At 35.4% G+C, this 17,937-nt stretch carries 16 protein-coding genes and 1 pseudogene; 2 read left to right on the plus strand and 15 right to left on the minus strand.

Annotated elements, in window-relative coordinates:
* Positions 1-112: 112 nt before the first annotated feature.
* The 9 genes from ACQKNR_RS00915 to ACQKNR_RS00955 form a co-directional block, all read right to left on the minus strand.
* Complete coding sequence (locus ACQKNR_RS00915) at positions 113-1,876, minus strand: ABC transporter ATP-binding protein (RefSeq protein WP_427314708.1); 1,764 nt, start codon at positions 1,874-1,876, stop codon at positions 113-115.
* Entirely contained in the window at positions 1,876-3,627 is a 1,752-nt protein-coding gene (locus tag ACQKNR_RS00920) for an ABC transporter transmembrane domain-containing protein (RefSeq protein ID WP_427314710.1), read from the minus strand. The genes ACQKNR_RS00915 and ACQKNR_RS00920 overlap by 1 nt, the downstream gene beginning before the upstream one ends.
* 124 nt (positions 3,628-3,751) lie before the next feature.
* Positions 3,752-3,973 (minus strand): YneF family protein, encoded by a 222-nt coding sequence (locus ACQKNR_RS00925; RefSeq protein ID WP_002172951.1) that lies wholly within the window; start codon positions 3,971-3,973, stop codon positions 3,752-3,754.
* 78 nt (positions 3,974-4,051) lie between these two features.
* Entirely contained in the window at positions 4,052-4,495 is a 444-nt protein-coding gene (gene sirA, locus ACQKNR_RS00930) for a sporulation inhibitor of replication protein SirA (RefSeq protein WP_427314712.1), read from the minus strand.
* Positions 4,496-4,651: 156 nt separating this feature from the next.
* Positions 4,652-6,652, minus strand: a complete 2,001-nt coding sequence (gene tkt, locus ACQKNR_RS00935) for a transketolase (RefSeq protein WP_427314714.1) — start codon at positions 6,650-6,652, stop codon at positions 4,652-4,654.
* 296 nt (positions 6,653-6,948) lie between these two features.
* Positions 6,949-7,752: a phosphonate ABC transporter, permease protein PhnE gene (phnE, locus tag ACQKNR_RS00940; RefSeq protein WP_427314716.1), complete on the minus strand. Its 804-nt coding sequence runs from the start codon at positions 7,750-7,752 to the stop codon at positions 6,949-6,951.
* On the minus strand, positions 7,752-8,546 hold the full coding sequence (gene phnE / locus ACQKNR_RS00945; protein WP_427314718.1) for a phosphonate ABC transporter, permease protein PhnE: 795 nt from the start codon (positions 8,544-8,546) through the stop codon (positions 7,752-7,754). Before phnE (ACQKNR_RS00945) ends, phnE (ACQKNR_RS00940) begins: the two co-directional genes overlap by 1 nt.
* On the minus strand, positions 8,543-9,316 hold the full coding sequence (gene phnC / locus ACQKNR_RS00950) for a phosphonate ABC transporter ATP-binding protein (protein WP_427314720.1): 774 nt from the start codon (positions 9,314-9,316) through the stop codon (positions 8,543-8,545). The genes phnE (ACQKNR_RS00945) and phnC overlap by 4 nt, the downstream gene beginning before the upstream one ends.
* Before the next feature lie 95 nt (positions 9,317-9,411).
* Positions 9,412-10,350, minus strand: coding sequence for a phosphate/phosphite/phosphonate ABC transporter substrate-binding protein (locus ACQKNR_RS00955; RefSeq protein WP_427314721.1), 939 nt, complete (start codon positions 10,348-10,350; stop codon positions 9,412-9,414).
* Between the two features lie 185 nt (positions 10,351-10,535).
* On the opposite strand from ACQKNR_RS00955, the gene ACQKNR_RS00960 reads away from it, so the two are divergent.
* The gene (locus ACQKNR_RS00960; RefSeq protein ID WP_427314722.1) at positions 10,536-12,119 is read left to right on the plus strand and encodes a bifunctional metallophosphatase/5'-nucleotidase; all 1,584 of its coding nucleotides are present in this window, start codon (positions 10,536-10,538) and stop codon (positions 12,117-12,119) included.
* Between the two features lie 39 nt (positions 12,120-12,158).
* On the opposite strand, the gene ACQKNR_RS00965 is transcribed toward ACQKNR_RS00960, so the two are convergent.
* Positions 12,159-12,398: a DUF896 domain-containing protein gene (locus ACQKNR_RS00965; protein WP_427314723.1), complete on the minus strand. Its 240-nt coding sequence runs from the start codon at positions 12,396-12,398 to the stop codon at positions 12,159-12,161.
* 45 nt (positions 12,399-12,443) lie between these two features.
* The gene (locus ACQKNR_RS00970; RefSeq protein WP_193414544.1) at positions 12,444-13,100 is read right to left on the minus strand and encodes a YneB family resolvase-like protein; all 657 of its coding nucleotides are present in this window, start codon (positions 13,098-13,100) and stop codon (positions 12,444-12,446) included.
* 141 nt (positions 13,101-13,241) lie between these two features.
* On the opposite strand from ACQKNR_RS00970, the gene lexA reads away from it, so the two are divergent.
* On the plus strand, positions 13,242-13,862 hold the full coding sequence (gene lexA, locus ACQKNR_RS00975; RefSeq protein ID WP_193414543.1) for a transcriptional repressor LexA: 621 nt from the start codon (positions 13,242-13,244) through the stop codon (positions 13,860-13,862).
* Positions 13,863-13,978: 116 nt separating this feature from the next.
* Here the strand turns inward: lexA and ACQKNR_RS00980 are convergent.
* The 4 genes and pseudogenes from ACQKNR_RS00980 to ACQKNR_RS00995 form a co-directional block, all read right to left on the minus strand.
* A pseudogene (locus tag ACQKNR_RS00980) lies at positions 13,979-14,269 on the minus strand (DUF4097 family beta strand repeat-containing protein); the annotation flags it as partial.
* A 182-nt stretch (positions 14,270-14,451) separates the two neighbouring features.
* Positions 14,452-16,251, minus strand: coding sequence for an ABC transporter ATP-binding protein (locus tag ACQKNR_RS00985; protein WP_427314726.1), 1,800 nt, complete (start codon positions 16,249-16,251; stop codon positions 14,452-14,454).
* Positions 16,252-16,262: 11 nt separating this feature from the next.
* Positions 16,263-17,450, minus strand: coding sequence for a nucleotidyltransferase domain-containing protein (locus tag ACQKNR_RS00990; protein WP_427314728.1), 1,188 nt, complete (start codon positions 17,448-17,450; stop codon positions 16,263-16,265).
* Position 17,451: 1 nt separating this feature from the next.
* Complete coding sequence (locus tag ACQKNR_RS00995) at positions 17,452-17,925, minus strand: lasso peptide biosynthesis B2 protein (RefSeq protein WP_427314730.1); 474 nt, start codon at positions 17,923-17,925, stop codon at positions 17,452-17,454.
* Positions 17,926-17,937: the final 12 nt, after the last annotated feature.

Here is a 17,937-nt window from a genome sequence, read left to right on the forward strand (position 1 = left end):
TTTATTCCGTATACATACAATATGTACAACTTTAATAAGTGGACACGACATTTATGCTATAGAAGCAAAGAGTAAATATATTTTGTATACAAAGTAAAAAAAGACCTTGTAACTACAAGGTCTTTTGTAAACTCCCTTTATTTTGTAGTAAATACATATTGTAATATAACCCTTGTTCACTCAGTAATTCTTGATGTGTTCCTCTTTCTACAATCTCTCCATCATGCATTACAAATATTTGATCGGCATCTTGAATTGTAGATAATCTGTGCGCAATTGCTATCGTTGTCCGCCCTTTTCGCATTTGTTGCAATGCTGTTTGGATAGCCTCTTCTGTTTCTGTATCGATATTAGCTGTTGCCTCATCTAATACTAATACTTTCGGATTTGTTGCTATCGTTCTAGCAAAAGCAATTAATTGCCGTTGTCCACTAGAAAATGCTGCTCCTCTTTCCACTACTTCTGTTTCATACTGTTCTGGTAATTTTTCAATAAAGGTATTGGCTTGCACAAATTGTGCAGCTTCTTTTACTTCTTCATCCGTAATTTCTTCATTGTACATACGAATATTTTGCTTTACATTTCCCGCAAATAAAAAAGCATCTTGCAATACAAGCCCTATTTTCTTTCTAATTTCTCGTTCTGAAAATCCATCTAAATCCACGCCGTCTATTACAATATTTCCTGACTTAATATTATAAAATCGCATTAACAAATTCATAATGGTACTTTTTCCGCTACCAGTATGCCCAACAAAAGCAACCGTTTGCCCTTGTTTCACGTGAAAAGATACATTTTTTAAAACATCACGCTTTCCATCATACGAAAAAGTAACATCTTTAAATTCAATATCTCCATCAACTACTTGAGGATTCCCATCCCCTTTTTGAACTGGGGCTAAATCTTTCTCATCCATTAAATGAAATACACGTGATGATGAAACAAGTGCCTGTTGGAAAAATGATAATTTCATCATCATCTCATTTACAGGCTGGAAGAAGCGATGAATATAGTTAACAAACGCATATAAAACCCCTACTTCAACAGGACTCTTTAAAGCATCAATTCCAAATAAACCAAGCACTAACGCAATTGCTACAATATGAACTAAATCCGTTGCTGGACGTAAAAGTAATGCGTCTAACTTTAATGTGCGTCGCCCTGCACTATAATGTTTATCATTCACTTCTTCAAACTCTTTTCTCATCCGCTTTTCTTGCCTGAACACTTGAACAATATTCATTCCTTGAATGGATTCGTTCAACTTTGCGTTTAAAACACTCAGTTGATTACGTACTTCTAAATAAAAAACGGCACTTCTTCGGCGATATAGCATCATAATCGCAAACATTATTGGGATTAATACGAGCGAAAATAACGCTAGTTTTACATCTAATAAAAACATCGCTACTAAAATACCTACTAAAAAGACTATATTTTTCACAAATGTTGATAATACACTAACATAAAAATCTTTAATAGCTTCCGTATCATTCGTTATACGAGATACAAGTGTACCAATCGGCGTACGATCAAAGAAACTTAATGACAATTTTTGAACATGCTCATATACTTCAACACGCATATCTTGAACAATTTTAAAAGCGATATTTTGAAAATACAATAGGTCTAAATAAGTAAATAATACTTTTAGTAAGTGAGCAATAATATACACTACAAATAGAGTAACAAGTGCCGATTGTTCAAAATTGCGTGGTACTAAGTGTTCATCAAGAAATTGTTTAATTAAAAAAGGACCCATCATTTCAGTTACAGTTGCACCAACTAGAAATATAAACGCTAGTGCCAATAGCCCTTTATATGGCCTCATATAAGAAAGCAATCTCCTTAAATCACTCCGCTTTTTCTCAGCCATCATACGCCTCCTTTCTCTACTAACGCCTCTAACTGCTGGCTTTCGTACATTTCTCTATACCAACCATTTTCTTTCATTAGTTGCTCATGTGTTCCTCGCTGCACAATCATACCTTCATCAATAACAAGAATAAGATTTGCATGCTGAACTGCACTTAAACGGTGAGCAGTAATAATCGTCGTTTTTTCTGCTCTTTCTCGTTTCAATGCAGTTAAAATAGTCTCTTCTGTTTTTGCATCTACGGCGGATAAACAATCGTCTAAAATTAAAATTTCTGCATTCGTTAATAACGCACGCGCAATGGAAATTCGCTGTTTTTGACCTCCTGATAGCGAAACGCCTCTTTCACCTACTACCGTGTCATACTCTTCTGGAAATTGAACGATATCATTATGAATACAAGCAATTTCAGCAGCCCAGGTAATTTCTTTATATGTAGCATCAGCCTTTCCAAACGCAATGTTCTCCCCAATACTCGCTGAAAATAAAAAATGATCTTGCGGCACGTATGAAATTGCAGAACGTACACCATGAAGTGTTAAATCTCGAATATCCTGCTCACCAACTTTTAATTCACCATTAAAATGGTCATACTCGCGAATGAAACATTTTAACAACGTCGTCTTCCCTGCACCAGTACGTCCTACAATGCCTAACGTTTCCCCTTTTCTTAAGTTAAAATAAATATCTTTTAAATTTAATAGTTCATTTTTCTTATAAGAAAACGATTCAACTGCGAATGAAACATCACCACTTGCTATAGTATGTATAGCATTTTCCCTATTCACTACATCTGAAGTTTGTGAAAGTATTGTCTCCACACGATCATATGAAGCGCGTCCACGCTCCATAATATTAAACAACCACCCAAAGGCTAACATTGGCCATACAAGAGTCCCCAAGTATGTTGTAAATGTTACTAATTCACCTACAGTTAATTCGCCCCGTACTACTAATAGTGATCCGTAACAAACTGCGATTAAAAACGAAAATCCGACAATAAGTGCAATCGTTGGATCGAATAACGAGTCAATACGTGCGACTAACATATTTTTATGTACGACATCTTCCGATTTCTTCCGAAACGCTTGTAAATCCTCTTTCTCTTGTCCAAGCGAGCGAATCACCTTCATCCCACTCATACTCTCTTGTACTTTATCATTGATTTCAGAAAACGATTGTTGCGCTTTATGAAATCTTCTATGCAATAAAGTTCCATAATAATTTGTAGAGATCGCTACAATCGGCATTGGAATTAAACTTAATAACGTCAACTTCCAGCTAATTGTAAAACCCATCGCTACGAGGACACACCCTCCAACTGCTAATGAGTCAACAAGTGTTAAAACACCTGATCCAGCAGTTTGCTGAATCGCCTGAATGTCATTGGTCGCATGTGCCATCAAATCGCCCGTACGACGTGATTGATAGAAAGTTGGACTCATCTTTGTAAAATGTTCATATAAATTCTTTCGTAATTGACGGGCTAGTTTTAAAGAAGATCCAAAAATCATAATACGCCATAAATAACGTAATATGTACATAGTAATCCCTACAACTACTAACAAAATAACCCACTTCAACAATTTCTCAGACGTTAATGTTCCATTATTAATTTCATCTACTACAATCCCTAGTACTTTTGGGGCTACAAGCTCAAGAAGCGCGACACCAAATAACATAATAATTCCGATTATGTACGCTCGTTTTTCTTGTTTAAAAAACCAAGCTAAATTAAAAAATACTTTCATATTTATCCTCCTCCCTTAAAATGAGCGATGTTTTCAGTTTAACAAAAATACAGAATTTTTAAAAGTTTTAAACATTTTTAAAATCCAAAAGGAAAGGGCACTCAGTAAGAGTGCCCTTTAGCGCTTATTTTGTTTGTTGCTTGTTCATCGCGCTCATCATTTGATTGATTTTCTTTTGGGAAGGTTTTTGTCCCATTTGCATCATCATCATTTTTAACATTTGTTCGTTAATTGGTGGATTTTTTTGTAAGTAATTCATCATGTATTTGCGGGCAATGAAAAATCCTAACGCCACGCCTGCTACTAGTGCTACTACGCCCACTAGAACACCTAACCAAATTGACATATATTTTCCTCCTTCATGTTGTCTACCTTACAGTGTACTAAAACCATTTCAATAAGACAAGATAGTATTCGACATTTTTTACACATATGTCCGTACTTGTTTGAGAGGATTTAACCAGCCATACTTTTTATTTTCATAATCCATCGCTAAAAATGTTAGCTCACACTTTCTAAGCACCTCAAAGAAAGTCGTTTCCATGGATACATTTCCAGAAGTATTCATTCGAATATATTGTGATTTCACCATTATTTCGCCATATTCTGCTCCCGTATAAAGCTTATGCATATGATGTGTTGTTCTTTCATATTTGCCGAGAACACGCAAAGCTTGTTCCAATTTATGATGAATTTTCATTACTTGTAACGGCATTGTTATATACATCATTTGCTTATATAACACCTTTTTCTCCGAAAGGGACCCAGATTCTGAAAATCGAGCAAATAAATCAAAAAACAAATATTCACGACCAAAGTAAGCTTTCGCAATATCCTCTTGAATTAAATACAATTCATACGTTTTCATTTTTTCCCTCCCGATCTGGACAACCTTTTCCCTACATTATATAAAAGAAAATTTGCGATGATTGTCTGACTATGGAGAGAGAAAAAACTTTTTCTGTCGAAAAAACTCAATTACATAGAAAAATCTCCCCATGCTGGAGAGATTTTTCTAAAATCATTAAAGCATTTCTTTTACTTTACGAACAACGTTCTCTACAGTAAATCCATACTCTTCCATAATCTTCTCACCAGGAGCAGAAGCACCGAATGTATCGATACCTAGTACATCTCCATCAAGACCTACGTAACGGTGCCATCCGATTGTAGCACCCATTTCAATTGCGAAACGTTTCGTTACTGCTTTTGGTAATACAGATTCTTTGTACTCAGCAGTTTGAGCTTCAAAGCGGTCCATAGATGGCATGCTGACAACAGCTGCGTCAACGCCGTCTACTGCTAGAGCTTTTTGTGCTTCAACAGCTAGACTTACTTCAGATCCAGTTGCAAGTAAGATTACATCAGCTGTTTCTTTCTTGCTTGCAGAAACTACATATGCACCTTTTGCTACTTTTTCATACGTATCGTCTTTTGCACCCTCTAATGTTGGAAGGTCTTGACGAGTTAATACTAAAGCAGTTGGTGTGTTTGTAGATTCTAAAGCTAGTCTCCAAGCTGCAACAGATTCGTTACCGTCAGCTGGACGAATAACAGATACATTTGGCATTGCACGAAGCGCTGCTAATTGCTCGATTGGTTCATGTGTTGGACCATCTTCACCTACAGCGATACTGTCGTGTGTGAATACATACGTTACAGGCAATTGCATTAATGCCGCAAGACGAATTGCTGGGCGTAAGTAGTCAGAGAATACGAAGAACGTACCACCGTAAGTTTTTAAACCGCCATGTAGTGCAATACCGTTCATTGCTGCACCCATTGCGAACTCACGTACACCGTACCAAATGTTTTTACCGCTGTAATCATCTCTTGTAAAGTCTTTTTCGTTATTCATGTATGTTTTGTTAGAACCAGCAAGGTCAGCAGATCCACCGAAGAATGATGGTACAGACTCTGCAATTGCATTAATTACAGCACCAGAAGAATTACGAGTTGCTGCTTTTGATCCTAATTCATAAGTTGGTAAGTTTTGCTCCCAACCTTCTGGAAGAAGACCGTTCATTGCTGCTTGCAGTTCGTTTGCTAATTCTGGATACGCTTGTGCATATTCACCTAACATAGTGTTCCACTCTGCTTGTGCAGTTTCACCAGCATCTTGTACTGTTTTACGGAAGTTGTCATATACTTCTTCTGCTACATGGAAGTCTTGCTCAGCAGTCCAAGCATATGCTTCTTTCGTTAATTTTGTTTCTTCTACACCAAGTGGAGAACCATGTGAAGCTGATTTCCCTGATTTGTTTGGAGAACCGAAACCAATTGTCGTTCTTACTTCAATTAGCGTTGGGCGTTTTTCATCAGCTTTCGCTTCTTCAATTGCTTTCGCGATTGCTTCAATATCGTTTCCATCCTCAACACGGATTACTTGCCATCCGTATGCTTTGTAACGATCTTCTACACTTTCAGAGAATGAACGATTTAAATCGCCATCTAATGAAATATCGTTTGAATCGTAAAGTACAACAAGACGACCTAATTGTAAATGAGCAGCTAATGAAGATGCTTCAGCAGAAACGCCTTCCATTAAATCTCCATCACCACAAATAGCGTATGTATAATGATCTACTACATTATACGCATCACGGTTATATTTAGCCGCTAAATGTCTTTCAGCCATTGCCATACCTACAGCAGTTGCAATACCTTGTCCAAGTGGACCAGTAGTTGCGTCTACACCTGCAGTATGCCCGTACTCAGGATGTCCTGGAGTTTTGCTTCCCCATTGACGGAAGTTCTTTAAGTCATCCATTGTTACATCATAACCAGATAGGTGAAGTAGGCTGTATAATAACATTGAACCATGACCTGCAGATAATACGAAACGATCACGGTTAAACCACGTTGGGTTATTTGGATTGTGTTTCATAAATTGAGTCCATAATGTATAAGCCATTGGTGCTGCACCCATTGGCATTCCTGGGTGACCAGAGTTTGCTTTTTCAATCGCATCGATGGATAATGTGCGAATCGTGTTGATAGAAAGTTGTTCGATTGAATGTGACATGCTATTCTTCCCTTCGCTTATATTAGTAAACGTTTTATACATTTATATGATAGCTTCCCACGCAAGATTATACAACATGTATCGACAAATATGTTGATATTTTTTTGGTTTTTCATAAAAAAATCAATGATTCCGGGAATGTATGGGTATTCAATATGACATACTTTTTCATTATTTTTATTTTAAAAAGAAAGGGAATTATCTGTATATTTATGCAAATATACTAACTTCTTCTATACCAAATTCTTTTGATAAACATTAAAAAAGCATCTAACTTAGATGCTCTTTAAAATAAGTTAAACAATCCGTTTTCGAATTGAACTTGAAATAAAATCGATTATTATCACCATTAAAATGATGCCCAATAAAATAATTCCCACACGAGACCAATTACGTGAACTCAGTGCAAAAATTAATGGCGTACCAATTCCCCCTGCCCCAATCACACCTAATATCGCAGCGGATCGTACATTAATTTCGAACCTGTATAACGTATACGATAAAAAATCCGGTAATACTTGTGGTAATACCGCGTACCAAAGTATTTGAAAACGATTTGCTCCCGTTGCCATCAACGCTTCCGTCGGTCCCTTATCTATATTTTCAATCCCTTCCGAATACAGTTTCCCTAGCATTCCAATAGAATGTAACCCTAAAGCTAGCACTCCGGCAAAAGAGCCTGGCCCAACAGCTTTTATAAATAAAAGAGCCATAACTAATTCAGGAAATGTACGAACAAAACTAAGTATAAACTTCCCAGTTCCTGAAGTTAATTTTCCACTACTCATATTCGTTGCTGCCCAAAAGGCAAATGGAACAGATAAAAAGGCGGAAATAAATGTACCCAGTATCGCAATTGCCAACGTATCAATTAAACCATGTAATAAATCTTCACCATCTGGCAAAGATACATACGACCAATCGGGGTTCAATACGCCTGTCATAATTGCTTTTGTAATTTCTCCAGCAGTATCCTTTATTCCCTCTATCGGAACTCCTGAAAAGGCCCATACATATATAACTGTCAATGCTATAAAAATAAACCAGCGATATACACTCGGTTTCTTCGGTTTCGGCACGATTATCGTCGTTTTACTCATTATAATTTCTCCCGCAACAATGTACTTATATAATCAATTAACAAAACAACACCAAGAGTATAAATAATGATAGAAGCCGTTTGTTGATATTGTAAAAATCCAAGTGTACGATCATAATATAATCCAATACCACCTGCTCCTACTAAACCTAAAACTGCTGCTGCACGGACATTCACCTCAAATGTATAAAGTACATAGGAGACAAAATGCGCTTTTACTTGCGGAATTACCCCATAAACAATCCATTGCACTTTATTAGCCCCTACAGCTGTCATCGCTTCTAATGGTCCTGGATCAATTGATTCAATTGATTCATACAATAATTTTGCAACAAGTCCAATAGAGAAAAAAGTAAGAGCTAAAATACCTGGAAGTGGTCCTATTCCAAAAATCGCTACAAATATAGCTGCCAATAATAAATCTGGTATCGTTCGTATAAAATTTAAAATCAATCGAGCTGGACTGTACAAAAATGTGTTAGTAAATACATTACTTGCTGCAAATAATGCAAGTGGAATAGCGAAAATCGCTCCTAAAGTCGTCCCAATAATCGCCATACGGATTGTATCTAACATCGCTGTTGTAATAACTTGAAAATAACTCCAATCTGGTGGCACCATTTCTTTCAATAAATCCACCATATTTGGAAAACCGACTATTAGTTTTGAAAATGATGCATCTACCTGTACACTACTACCCCATAACATTAAAATAACTAAAATAAACGTTAACATATGTTTCAACTTACTTGGCGGCTTCGGTATTGCTTTCGAATACATCGTCACATCATTCATTTTACTGCCACCTCTAATAATTCGCTTTTCCGAGCTACGTCCCCATATATTTCAGCAAATTTTTCATCCGTTGCCTCTTCTACTAATCCATCAAAAACAATTTCACCAGCATGTAATCCAATAATACGAGTAGCATATTGCCTCGCTAAATCAATAGAGTGTAAGTTTACAATTGTCGTTATTCCAAAATCTTCATTAATTTTCTTCAAATCATCCATTACTTGCTTTGTTGTCAGTGGATCTAACGAAGCAACAGGCTCATCTGCCAATATAATTTTCGCCTCTTGCGCCAATGCTCTAGCTATCGATACACGTTGCTGTTGTCCTCCTGATAATTCATCTGCTCGTGCATACGCTTTTTCTAAAATATTCACTCTGTTCAACGCCTGAAATGCAAGCTCCAAATCTTCCTTCGGAAACAAACCTAACGTTGTACGTAATGTCGAATGATATCCAACACGCCCAGCTAATACATTCTTCAGTACCGTTGATCGCTTTACAAGGTTAAAGCTTTGAAAAATCATACCAATATCTCGACGCATGCGTCGTAATCCTTTTCCTTTTGCAGCAGTAATAGACGCACCTTTAATAATGATTTCTCCTTCTGTAATCTCATGAAGCCGATTTACTGATCTGAGAAGTGTAGATTTTCCAGCCCCGGAAAGCCCAACCATTACAACAAACTCACCTTTTTGAATTTTTAAATTTATATTATTCAATCCTTTCGTTCCATTCGGATACACTTTGGAAACATTTCGAAACTCTATCACACATCTTACCTACCTTCTATGTATTCTCAATAACCGAAAAACGGCAAACTAACTGAAACCAGATGCTTTCCAGTTAGCTGCCATTTCCATATGTATTATTGCGTTTTCACTTTCTTTCCATATTCACGAACGATATCAAATTTACTATCATCAGATTTAACATATCCTTCGTGTGAATATACTTCTTTAATGATTTTGCGACCTTCCTCATTCTTTCCAATTTCAATGAAAGCATCTTGTAATTTCTTGCTCCACTCTGCATCTAAATCAGAGCGTACAGAAATCGTATCGTTTGGAATTTTCTCTGTAAATTTCACTATTTTTGTTTGATCAAATATATTTGGATAATCTTTTTTTACAATATTACGGGCATCTTGGAATACAACAGCTGCATCTACATCACCATTTAAAAGAGCAATAAGCGACTGATCGTGACCTTTTAATGTAACAGGTTTCACATCTTTTAACGGATCGATTCCCTCTTTTAACAGTACAGCCGCAGGCCATACATACCCCGCTGATGATGTTACATCTTGATAACCAATTTTTTTACCTTTTAAGTCTTTTACACTATTAATATTAGAATCTTTCTTAACAACAAATTCAGATTTATAAAAATCTACTAAATCTTTTGTAGGAGCTCCTGTTTCATCCTCTACCCCATAACGTTGTGCTTGTAAAATTACATTTGCAGCCTTTTTCTCATGTGCTAACACATACGCTGTTGGAGGTAAAAAACCTACATCTACTTGCTTAGATGCCATCGCTTCTACAATTGTATTGTAATTCGTTGAAATACTAACTTTTACCGGAATGTTTAATTTATCACTTAATAGCTTTTCCAATGGTTTTGCCTTCGCCTCTAACGTATCTGCATTTTGAGAAGGTACAAATTGAACATTTAACGTCTTCGGTACATAGCCTTTTTTCGTATCTTCACTTTTACTTGCACTTGATTCCTTCGTTCCACAGCCACTTAATAATCCCGCTGCTAGTACAACTGTTGTGCTCATTGCAAAAACTTTTTTCAACATGTTAATGCCTCCATTTTTCGTTATTATAAAATAACCTTCCATAAACATGAAGAAATATATCACACATTTTTACAAATAATCGCTTATTTACAGAATCTTTACACATTATATACATTCACATTAAAATTCTCTTCACATATTTGATATGATTAATTGAAAGATAATAATAGAAAAGGTGAATGGTGTTGAATCAAAATCAAATTGTAACTTTAAATATTTTATTAACAAGTGATGTACATGGTACTGCGTATCCAATTCACTACCAAGATAACTCCAAAGCAGAAATTGGTTTAGCTAAAATTTCTACTCTTATAAAAAAAGAACGTTCTCAAAATGCAAACGTTCTTTTAATTGATAACGGTGATTTTATACAAGGAACACCTTTTACTTATCATTACGCTACATACGAAAAAGATAAGAAAAATCCAATGTCCTTATTAGCCAACTACTTAGAGTATGACACTGCAATTATCGGCAATCATGAATTTAATTATGGAATGGATATATTAAATCGTGCTGTAGATACTGCAACCTTCCCGTACTTATCAGCAAATATTTTAGATAAAAACATAAAAGAACCTTATTTCGGGAAACCTTATATAATAAAACATATCGAATCAAATATAAAAATTGCTATTTTAGGAGTAACAACGCATTACATCCCAAATTGGGAACAAGCCCACCATATTAAAGATTTACTATTTGAAGATGCATTAGAAACTACAAAAAAGTGGGTTTCTTACATCCGCGAACACGAGAAACCAGATTTACTAGTCGTAGCTTATCACGGGGGATTTGAACGCGATTTGCAAACTGGTGTACCGACTGAAGCTTTAACAGGCGAAAACCAAGGATATGCAATGTGTCATGAAATTGAAGGCATAGATATTATACTCACAGGCCACCAACACCGAGAAATTGCCCAAACTTTGGATAATGGTGTAACAATTTTACAGACTGGATGTAATGGACATTCAGTTGGAAAAGTAACAGTAACATTTGAAAAAACGGAACAAGAGTGGGTAAAAAAAGAGAGTTATTCAGAACTTTTGACTGTGCAAGGAATTGAGGCAGATCCAGATGTTCTTTCCTTGGTAGCCGATTATGAAGAGAAAACACAAAAATGGCTCGATCAACCTATTGGAATCATCCACGGGGACATGCAAATTTCAGATGCTATGCAAACTCGTTTGCAAGACCATCCTTTTATTGAATTCATAAATAAAATACAGATGGAGATAGCTAACGTTTCAATTTCTTGTACAAGTTTGTTTCATAATACATCTACAGGATTCCCGAAACATGTCACAATGCGAAATATCGTTTCCAATTATATTTACCCAAACACATTAAAAGTTATTCGAGTGACTGGAGCAGATATAAAAGATGCTCTCGAACTCTCTGCTACTTATTTCACATTAAATGAAGATGGAGATATAATTGTTAATCCTGTATTCATAGAACCAAAGTCTGCGCACTATAATTACGATATGTGGGAAGGGATTTCGTATATATTAAACATTTCAAAACCAATTGGTGAGAGAGTAGAGTCTTTACAGTATAAAGGTGCTCCTCTTAATATGAATGAAGAATATGACGTTGTTATGAATAATTATCGTGCAAGCGGTGGCGGGAACTATTTTATGTTTCAAAATAAGCCCGTAGTAAAAGACATACCAACAGATATGTCTGAACTTATCGCTAATTATATATTGGAACATAAAACGATAAAAGCAACAGTGAATAACAACTGGAAAGTTATTACATAACGATTTTAACAAATAAAAAAGATGGGCTTCGCCCATCTTTTAATTTAATTTTGCATTATCTTGCTTTTTTAAAGCTTTTAATTTCGCCGGCGTAACATCTGTGCCTTTTTCGTTAACGACTTTAATTCCTTTAAGTTCGTTTAACATATTTTGACGAAATCCTTTTAAATATTGTTCACGTAGCGATTGACGCTCACGTTGTTCTTCTTCAGTTAAACCTTCAGCTTTTGCTTTTTTCGCTAAGAAGTTAATGCGTTCAACGAGTTCGTGACTAAGCATCTCGAATCCCCCTTCTAATCAAAACTGATTATTATCATACAATAGTTACTCTTCTTTATCAAGCAATTGCTTTGTATACTCTACATATCTACGATGTACAGTCGCTTTCGAAACATTGTGACCAAAGCCACGAAGCGTTGCTGCAATTTCTTCGAAAGTAAGTTCACTCCTACGCAAACGTACAATTTCCTCAATTGGCACTTCTTTTTTCTCTCTTCCTATGCTTAAATGACGATTTTTTAAATTATTTTCTGGGCGATAACCTTTTTCAACTGCGCGTTGCATGCCACGTTTAATTTTTAAGTTATGAATCTTTCTTTGATATTCTTCAACAATACCAATAATATCTAATACCATCGAATCAGAATCCGACAATTGTAATTCACCATTATGCGTATGCGTATACACTTTTATTCCTTCTTTATGTAAACAGTGCATTAATGCAATCTTCGCATTTCCCCTACCAAGGCGCGTTTCATCTTGAATAAGTAGCACATCAATTTGTTCGTCTCGAATTGTATCTAATACTTCTAATATGCCATCACGTTCAATTGTATAGCCACTAGCCTGCTCCTCAATCACCTTTGTAACATTCATTTGATAGCGCTCAGCTAAATGCAATAATTCATCTTTTTGACGTAATAATGATGTTTCCTGCGCTTCTTTTGTTGTACTCACACGTGCATAAATAATTGCATTCATTTTGAACCCCTCTTTCTCGCTATATTTTCTCTCTAGTGTAACATAAATTTGCCTTTTGTTCGAACTTATGTTTGTAGAATGTTTTTTCACATGTTATACTTATTAATAAGAAAAATGAAAGAAAACGAGGTGTTAGAAAACATGGAAAAGTTAACGAAACGCCAGCAAGACATTCTCGACTTTATTAAGCTAAAAGTACAAGAAAAAGGATATCCACCTTCCGTACGTGAAATCGGTCAAGCAGTCGGCCTCGCTTCTAGTTCTACAGTGCACGGACATTTATCACGACTAGAAGAAAAGGGCTATATCCGACGCGATCCAACAAAACCACGAGCAATCGAAATTTTAGGTGATGACCGAATGGATACAGAAACACAATCTGTTATTCAAGTTCCAATCGTCGGAAAAGTTACTGCTGGATTACCAATTACAGCGGTTGAAAGTGTAGAGGAGCACTTCCCACTCCCTGCTAGCATTGTTGCTGGAGCAGACCAAGTGTTTATGTTACGTATTTCTGGAGATAGTATGATTGAAGCGGGTATTTTCGACGGAGATTTAGTTGTTGTACGCCAACAACAATCTGCTTACAACGGTGAAATTGTCGTTGCCTTAACAGAAGACAACGAAGCAACGGTGAAACGCTTCTATAAAGAAAAAGACCATTTCCGTCTACAACCTGAAAACTCTTCATTAGAACCTATCATTCTAAAGCAAGTGTCAGTTATCGGAAAAGTAATTGGTGTATATCGTGATTTGCATTAAAAAATAATAAAAAGAAGATAATCACCTTATTTATATAGGTAATTATCTTCTTTTTATATTTTGATAGGATTCCTTTCATTCAAAAGAATGCATTTCATTAATTATTAACGCGTTTCTATAGTAACATTTCCAGCAGTTGAACTTGCCTCTAAATCATATTTGGCATCATGGTCAATACTATCTACATCCCCACTAGCCGTTTTTACTGTTACTTTCCCTATAACCTTTTTATAATTCACCTCACCAGCTTTTGTAGATCCCTCCACATTCTTAGCTGTTACATGTTTCAAATCCACATCTCCGGCGAGTACTCCAACACTTACGCGTTCACTTGTCACATCACTTATTTCTATTTGTCCAGCGGATGAATTTACTTTTACATCTTGATAAGAACGTTCAGGTACAATTCTCCTTTCTTACTTTAGTACTGTTCAATACACAGTACCTGTTTTATCCATTTATATTTATTCCCTAAATTTAGAAAAAGCACCAATAAAAGCCCGAATAAGATCTATTGTAACTGACCATTATTCGGGCTTTTATTCGATTCGAATTACATTCATACAAGACTTCATTCACTCTTTCTCCTCTAAGAGCCAACTTCCATTTGTGACCCTAATAAATTACGAAACACACCTTTCCTCTCTTTAGCTAATTGATTAAATTCACCTTTTTGAACAATTTCACCTTTTCCTAAAACAATAACTTGATCTGCATTGCGTATCGTAGATAAACGATGCGCAATAACAATAATTGTCATCGTTCCTTTCAACCTTTCTAATGCTGATTGGATTTTCACCTCATTTTCAGTATCTAACGCACTCGTAGCCTCATCTAATACTAAAATGGTCGGTTGTCTTAAAATGGCCCGGGCTAATACAAGTCGCTGGCGTTCACCACCTGAAAGTCTCACCCCACGATCTCCAATCAGTGTATCAAGCCCATTTGGAAGCATTCGTACAAATTCAGCTGCCGCCGCAAATTCTAATGCAGCCCAAATTTGTTCTTCACTTGCATTCGGATCAATCATCAATAAATTTTCTCTTATACTAGCATTAAATAAGAATGGGTCTTGTGGTACATAGCTAATAGCCCGTCTTAATGACAATAAATTATCAGTTGTAAGAGGAGTACTATCTATTAGCACTTGACCTTTTTCTGGTTGGATTAATCCCATTAAAACATCAATTAATGTACTTTTCCCAGCACCAGAATGTCCTACAATTGCCGTCATACTATTTATTGGAATTTGCACATTAATATTTTGAAGCGCATATAAAGATTCTTGCTTATTATAACGAAAGTAAACATCCTTGCATTCAATACCTTGTTCTATACAAATCGGCTTTATATGTTTTTGCTGATATATATCCTGCATTTCAATTGCTTCATTACACTCCTCTTGTAATTCCCATAAAGATTTAAAAGCAGGAATACTTGCAGCAAGCTGTTCTAAATTAGACTGAATCGCCGTAAAGCGTGGCCATAGTCTGGAGAATATGAGAATGATTAATAGTAATTGGGCAGGTTGCGCTTGAAACATACTTATTGATAAAAATATGAAAAATGCAATTAAAATAGCCATTGAAACTTTATAAAACAATTGAGAATTCGACCTAATTCTCATATACTCCATTTGTTCGTTACTCATCTTTTCTGTTATAGATTGGAACCAATCCAAACGTGATACTTCCAAGGCATTACTCTTTATATCTTTAATTCCATTGAAATGATCTGTTATACCAGAAAGATAACTTTGTGCCAATTCTGAGGTCTTACCGCCTAGTATTCGTGCTTTTTTTATAAAAATACGAGAAGCTGCCAAGAACAATAATCCAAATCCTAAAACAAATATAGTTATTTTGGGAGATAATAAAAACGCAAACCCCACCTGTATAAATGTAAAAAGAACAGAAGCTAACAATTGTAAAATTAAATTAATCCCATAACTAACACGAGCTAATTCTGTCGTTAATATATTTATTAGATTTGTTTTCCTTTTCTCTAAAAAAAAACTCCACTTTGCTTTTAAAATCATACTATATGTGTCTATTCTTAATTTCCTTATAAAAGCTTGTTGAGTTTTTGCATCCCGTAGCGTTATGTTTCTTTGTAGTAGATTTTGACCTAACACTATTAATACATATATACCTAAAATAGAGGTTAGACTTATGGTTTTAGGGGAATTCTGTAAAAGATTATAGACAGGCGCAATAAAAGAAGTCTCCTCGCCTATATTGATTATTCCAGTCATACTTATCATTGGAATTAATAAAATAATACCTATCCCTTCAAGTAAACTTATTAAAACCATACCAAACAAATTCACATACAGAATTTTCCCTGCAGAAGAGTATAATTTCTTCATAAAATATATAATATGATTCATCGATGTTCCCCCTATAACAAAGCAAGCTTCTTTGTTCTCCTCCAAAGACATAGAAACGGACGTAAAGGAAAATATAAAAAATGAAGAAATTTAGGTAGCGGTAATGTTTTTGCATCAATTGGATAAGGATATAGTTGGCTCATAATATATAAAATCTTTTGCTGATTAGACATTAGCGAAAATAAATGCCTACTATGATAAGCAAGTACTTCTTCAGGAACAGGATCGGTATGTAAGTTTATCATTTGCTTGAAATAAAATAACGCTTCTTGCGCTAACTGTTTTGAATGTTTTTTAGCTACTAATTCCATCATTCTTTCATCTAATCGTACACCTAGCAATTGAGCTGCCAAAATTAACGCTTGTCCTCCTAAATGAAGCATTTGATATTTTCTCATTAATTTATGAATCTCACTCCAATTAAGATCTTGATCGACAATTTTTTTTATATCTACTAACCAGCGCAATCTGGACCAACCATGTCTAGCGCCATGAGATACAAGAAATAAAAATAAGTCTTCCTTCCCTAACATATATACCGAATTACTCGTAAGTGTACTCTTTCTCTTTCGCTTCCAAAGCTCTTCAAACCCAGGTTCCTTACCAGGTCCGGGATTTAACCTCCAATGAATTTCAAGCTTGATCTGCTTTGTTGGATGGAAAAATGTTATATGATGATGCCTCCATTTCCAATCATTTAATATCGTTTGAATATAATCATCTTTCACATATCCCTGCTCTAAAAGTAGTTTTTCTACTTTTTCTAAATTTTGAATAGGAATAAGAACGTCCAAATCACAGGATGTTCGGAAAGAAATATCTCCATATAGGTCCTGAGATAGTACAGGCCCTTTTAGAAAAATCGTACGAATCTCATTTTCATTACATAGTTTATTTATTCGTTCCATTTCAGCACTTAAATAAAGCATTTGAAATGTATTTCTTTTATATTTTCTATTCAAGGCTTGTACAATATGTGAAGGAATCAGTTCCTCATCCTCATGTTTAAGTTTTTGATATATCACCGGATAAACGCGATGATGCACGGCTTGCTCAAGAAATACCTCCCAATCAATATCCGAAAACCATTCATTACTGTAAATTTGCATTGTTGCGTCATCTTGTAACTTCAAAATTGCACAAAGAAGTTTCAATTCCTTAGACATGAACTCTACATTAAGACCAAAATCTTTCTTCATTTTACTCTCCTTTAATAGTGTTCTCACTTAGCCTCTTTGCAAATGATCCAACAACAGTGAATTTCTCCATTCCTTCCGATCCAGTAACATAAAAAGAACCGCTACGTAACCATGCATGTGCAATTAATTCCCCATGACTATCCTTAGCAGTTCCTAAATAAAGAGTACTCTCAATGTGACGTTTTTCGAGCATTTTCATCCCAGCTATGGCTTTAACAAGACATTGACTTTCCCAAAAAGTATAACGACTCATAATAGAAATAGCTTCGGACACCTTTTTTAGTGTATCTCCGTGCAGTTGAATATGAGCACTTGACGTTTCACTCATGTAATCTCCTAAAGAAGGTGCAACTTTGGAAAATGTAATACTTTTTAGTACACGTGCCCATCCTAAAAAAATAAAAGCCTCTAAAAGTAAAAGCTTTGTTTTCATGTTCATTGATAAAAATATCCTTAACCTTTTCACAATATTCATAAATCCCTTCCT

It is taken from the genome of Bacillus sp. NPDC094077, from assembly GCF_050279465.1.
Lineage (GTDB): Bacteria > Bacillota > Bacilli > Bacillales > Bacillaceae_G > Bacillus_A.

Coding starts and splice junctions, on each gene's coding strand:
- ACQKNR_RS00955 (WP_427314721.1), bottom strand. CDS start 10,350: ATGTTGAAAAAAGTTTTTGCAATGAGCACAACAGTTGTACTAGCAGCG.
- ACQKNR_RS00995 (WP_427314730.1), bottom strand. CDS start 17,925: ATGAATATTGTGAAAAGGTTAAGGATATTTTTATCAATGAACATGAAA.
- ACQKNR_RS00920 (WP_427314710.1), bottom strand. CDS start 3,627: ATGAAAGTATTTTTTAATTTAGCTTGGTTTTTTAAACAAGAAAAACGA.
- sirA (WP_427314712.1), bottom strand. CDS start 4,495: ATGAAAACGTATGAATTGTATTTAATTCAAGAGGATATTGCGAAAGCT.
- ACQKNR_RS00915 (WP_427314708.1), bottom strand. CDS start 1,876: ATGGCTGAGAAAAAGCGGAGTGATTTAAGGAGATTGCTTTCTTATATG.
- lexA (WP_193414543.1), top strand. CDS start 13,242: ATGGAAAAGTTAACGAAACGCCAGCAAGACATTCTCGACTTTATTAAG.
- phnE (WP_427314716.1), bottom strand. CDS start 7,752: ATGAGTAAAACGACGATAATCGTGCCGAAACCGAAGAAACCGAGTGTA.
- ACQKNR_RS00985 (WP_427314726.1), bottom strand. CDS start 16,251: ATGAATCATATTATATATTTTATGAAGAAATTATACTCTTCTGCAGGG.
- ACQKNR_RS00990 (WP_427314728.1), bottom strand. CDS start 17,450: ATGAAGAAAGATTTTGGTCTTAATGTAGAGTTCATGTCTAAGGAATTG.
- tkt (WP_427314714.1), bottom strand. CDS start 6,652: ATGTCACATTCAATCGAACAACTTTCTATCAACACGATTCGCACATTA.
- ACQKNR_RS00965 (WP_427314723.1), bottom strand. CDS start 12,398: ATGCTTAGTCACGAACTCGTTGAACGCATTAACTTCTTAGCGAAAAAA.
- phnE (WP_427314718.1), bottom strand. CDS start 8,546: ATGAATGATGTGACGATGTATTCGAAAGCAATACCGAAGCCGCCAAGT.
- ACQKNR_RS00925 (WP_002172951.1), bottom strand. CDS start 3,973: ATGTCAATTTGGTTAGGTGTTCTAGTGGGCGTAGTAGCACTAGTAGCA.
- ACQKNR_RS00970 (WP_193414544.1), bottom strand. CDS start 13,100: ATGAATGCAATTATTTATGCACGTGTGAGTACAACAAAAGAAGCGCAG.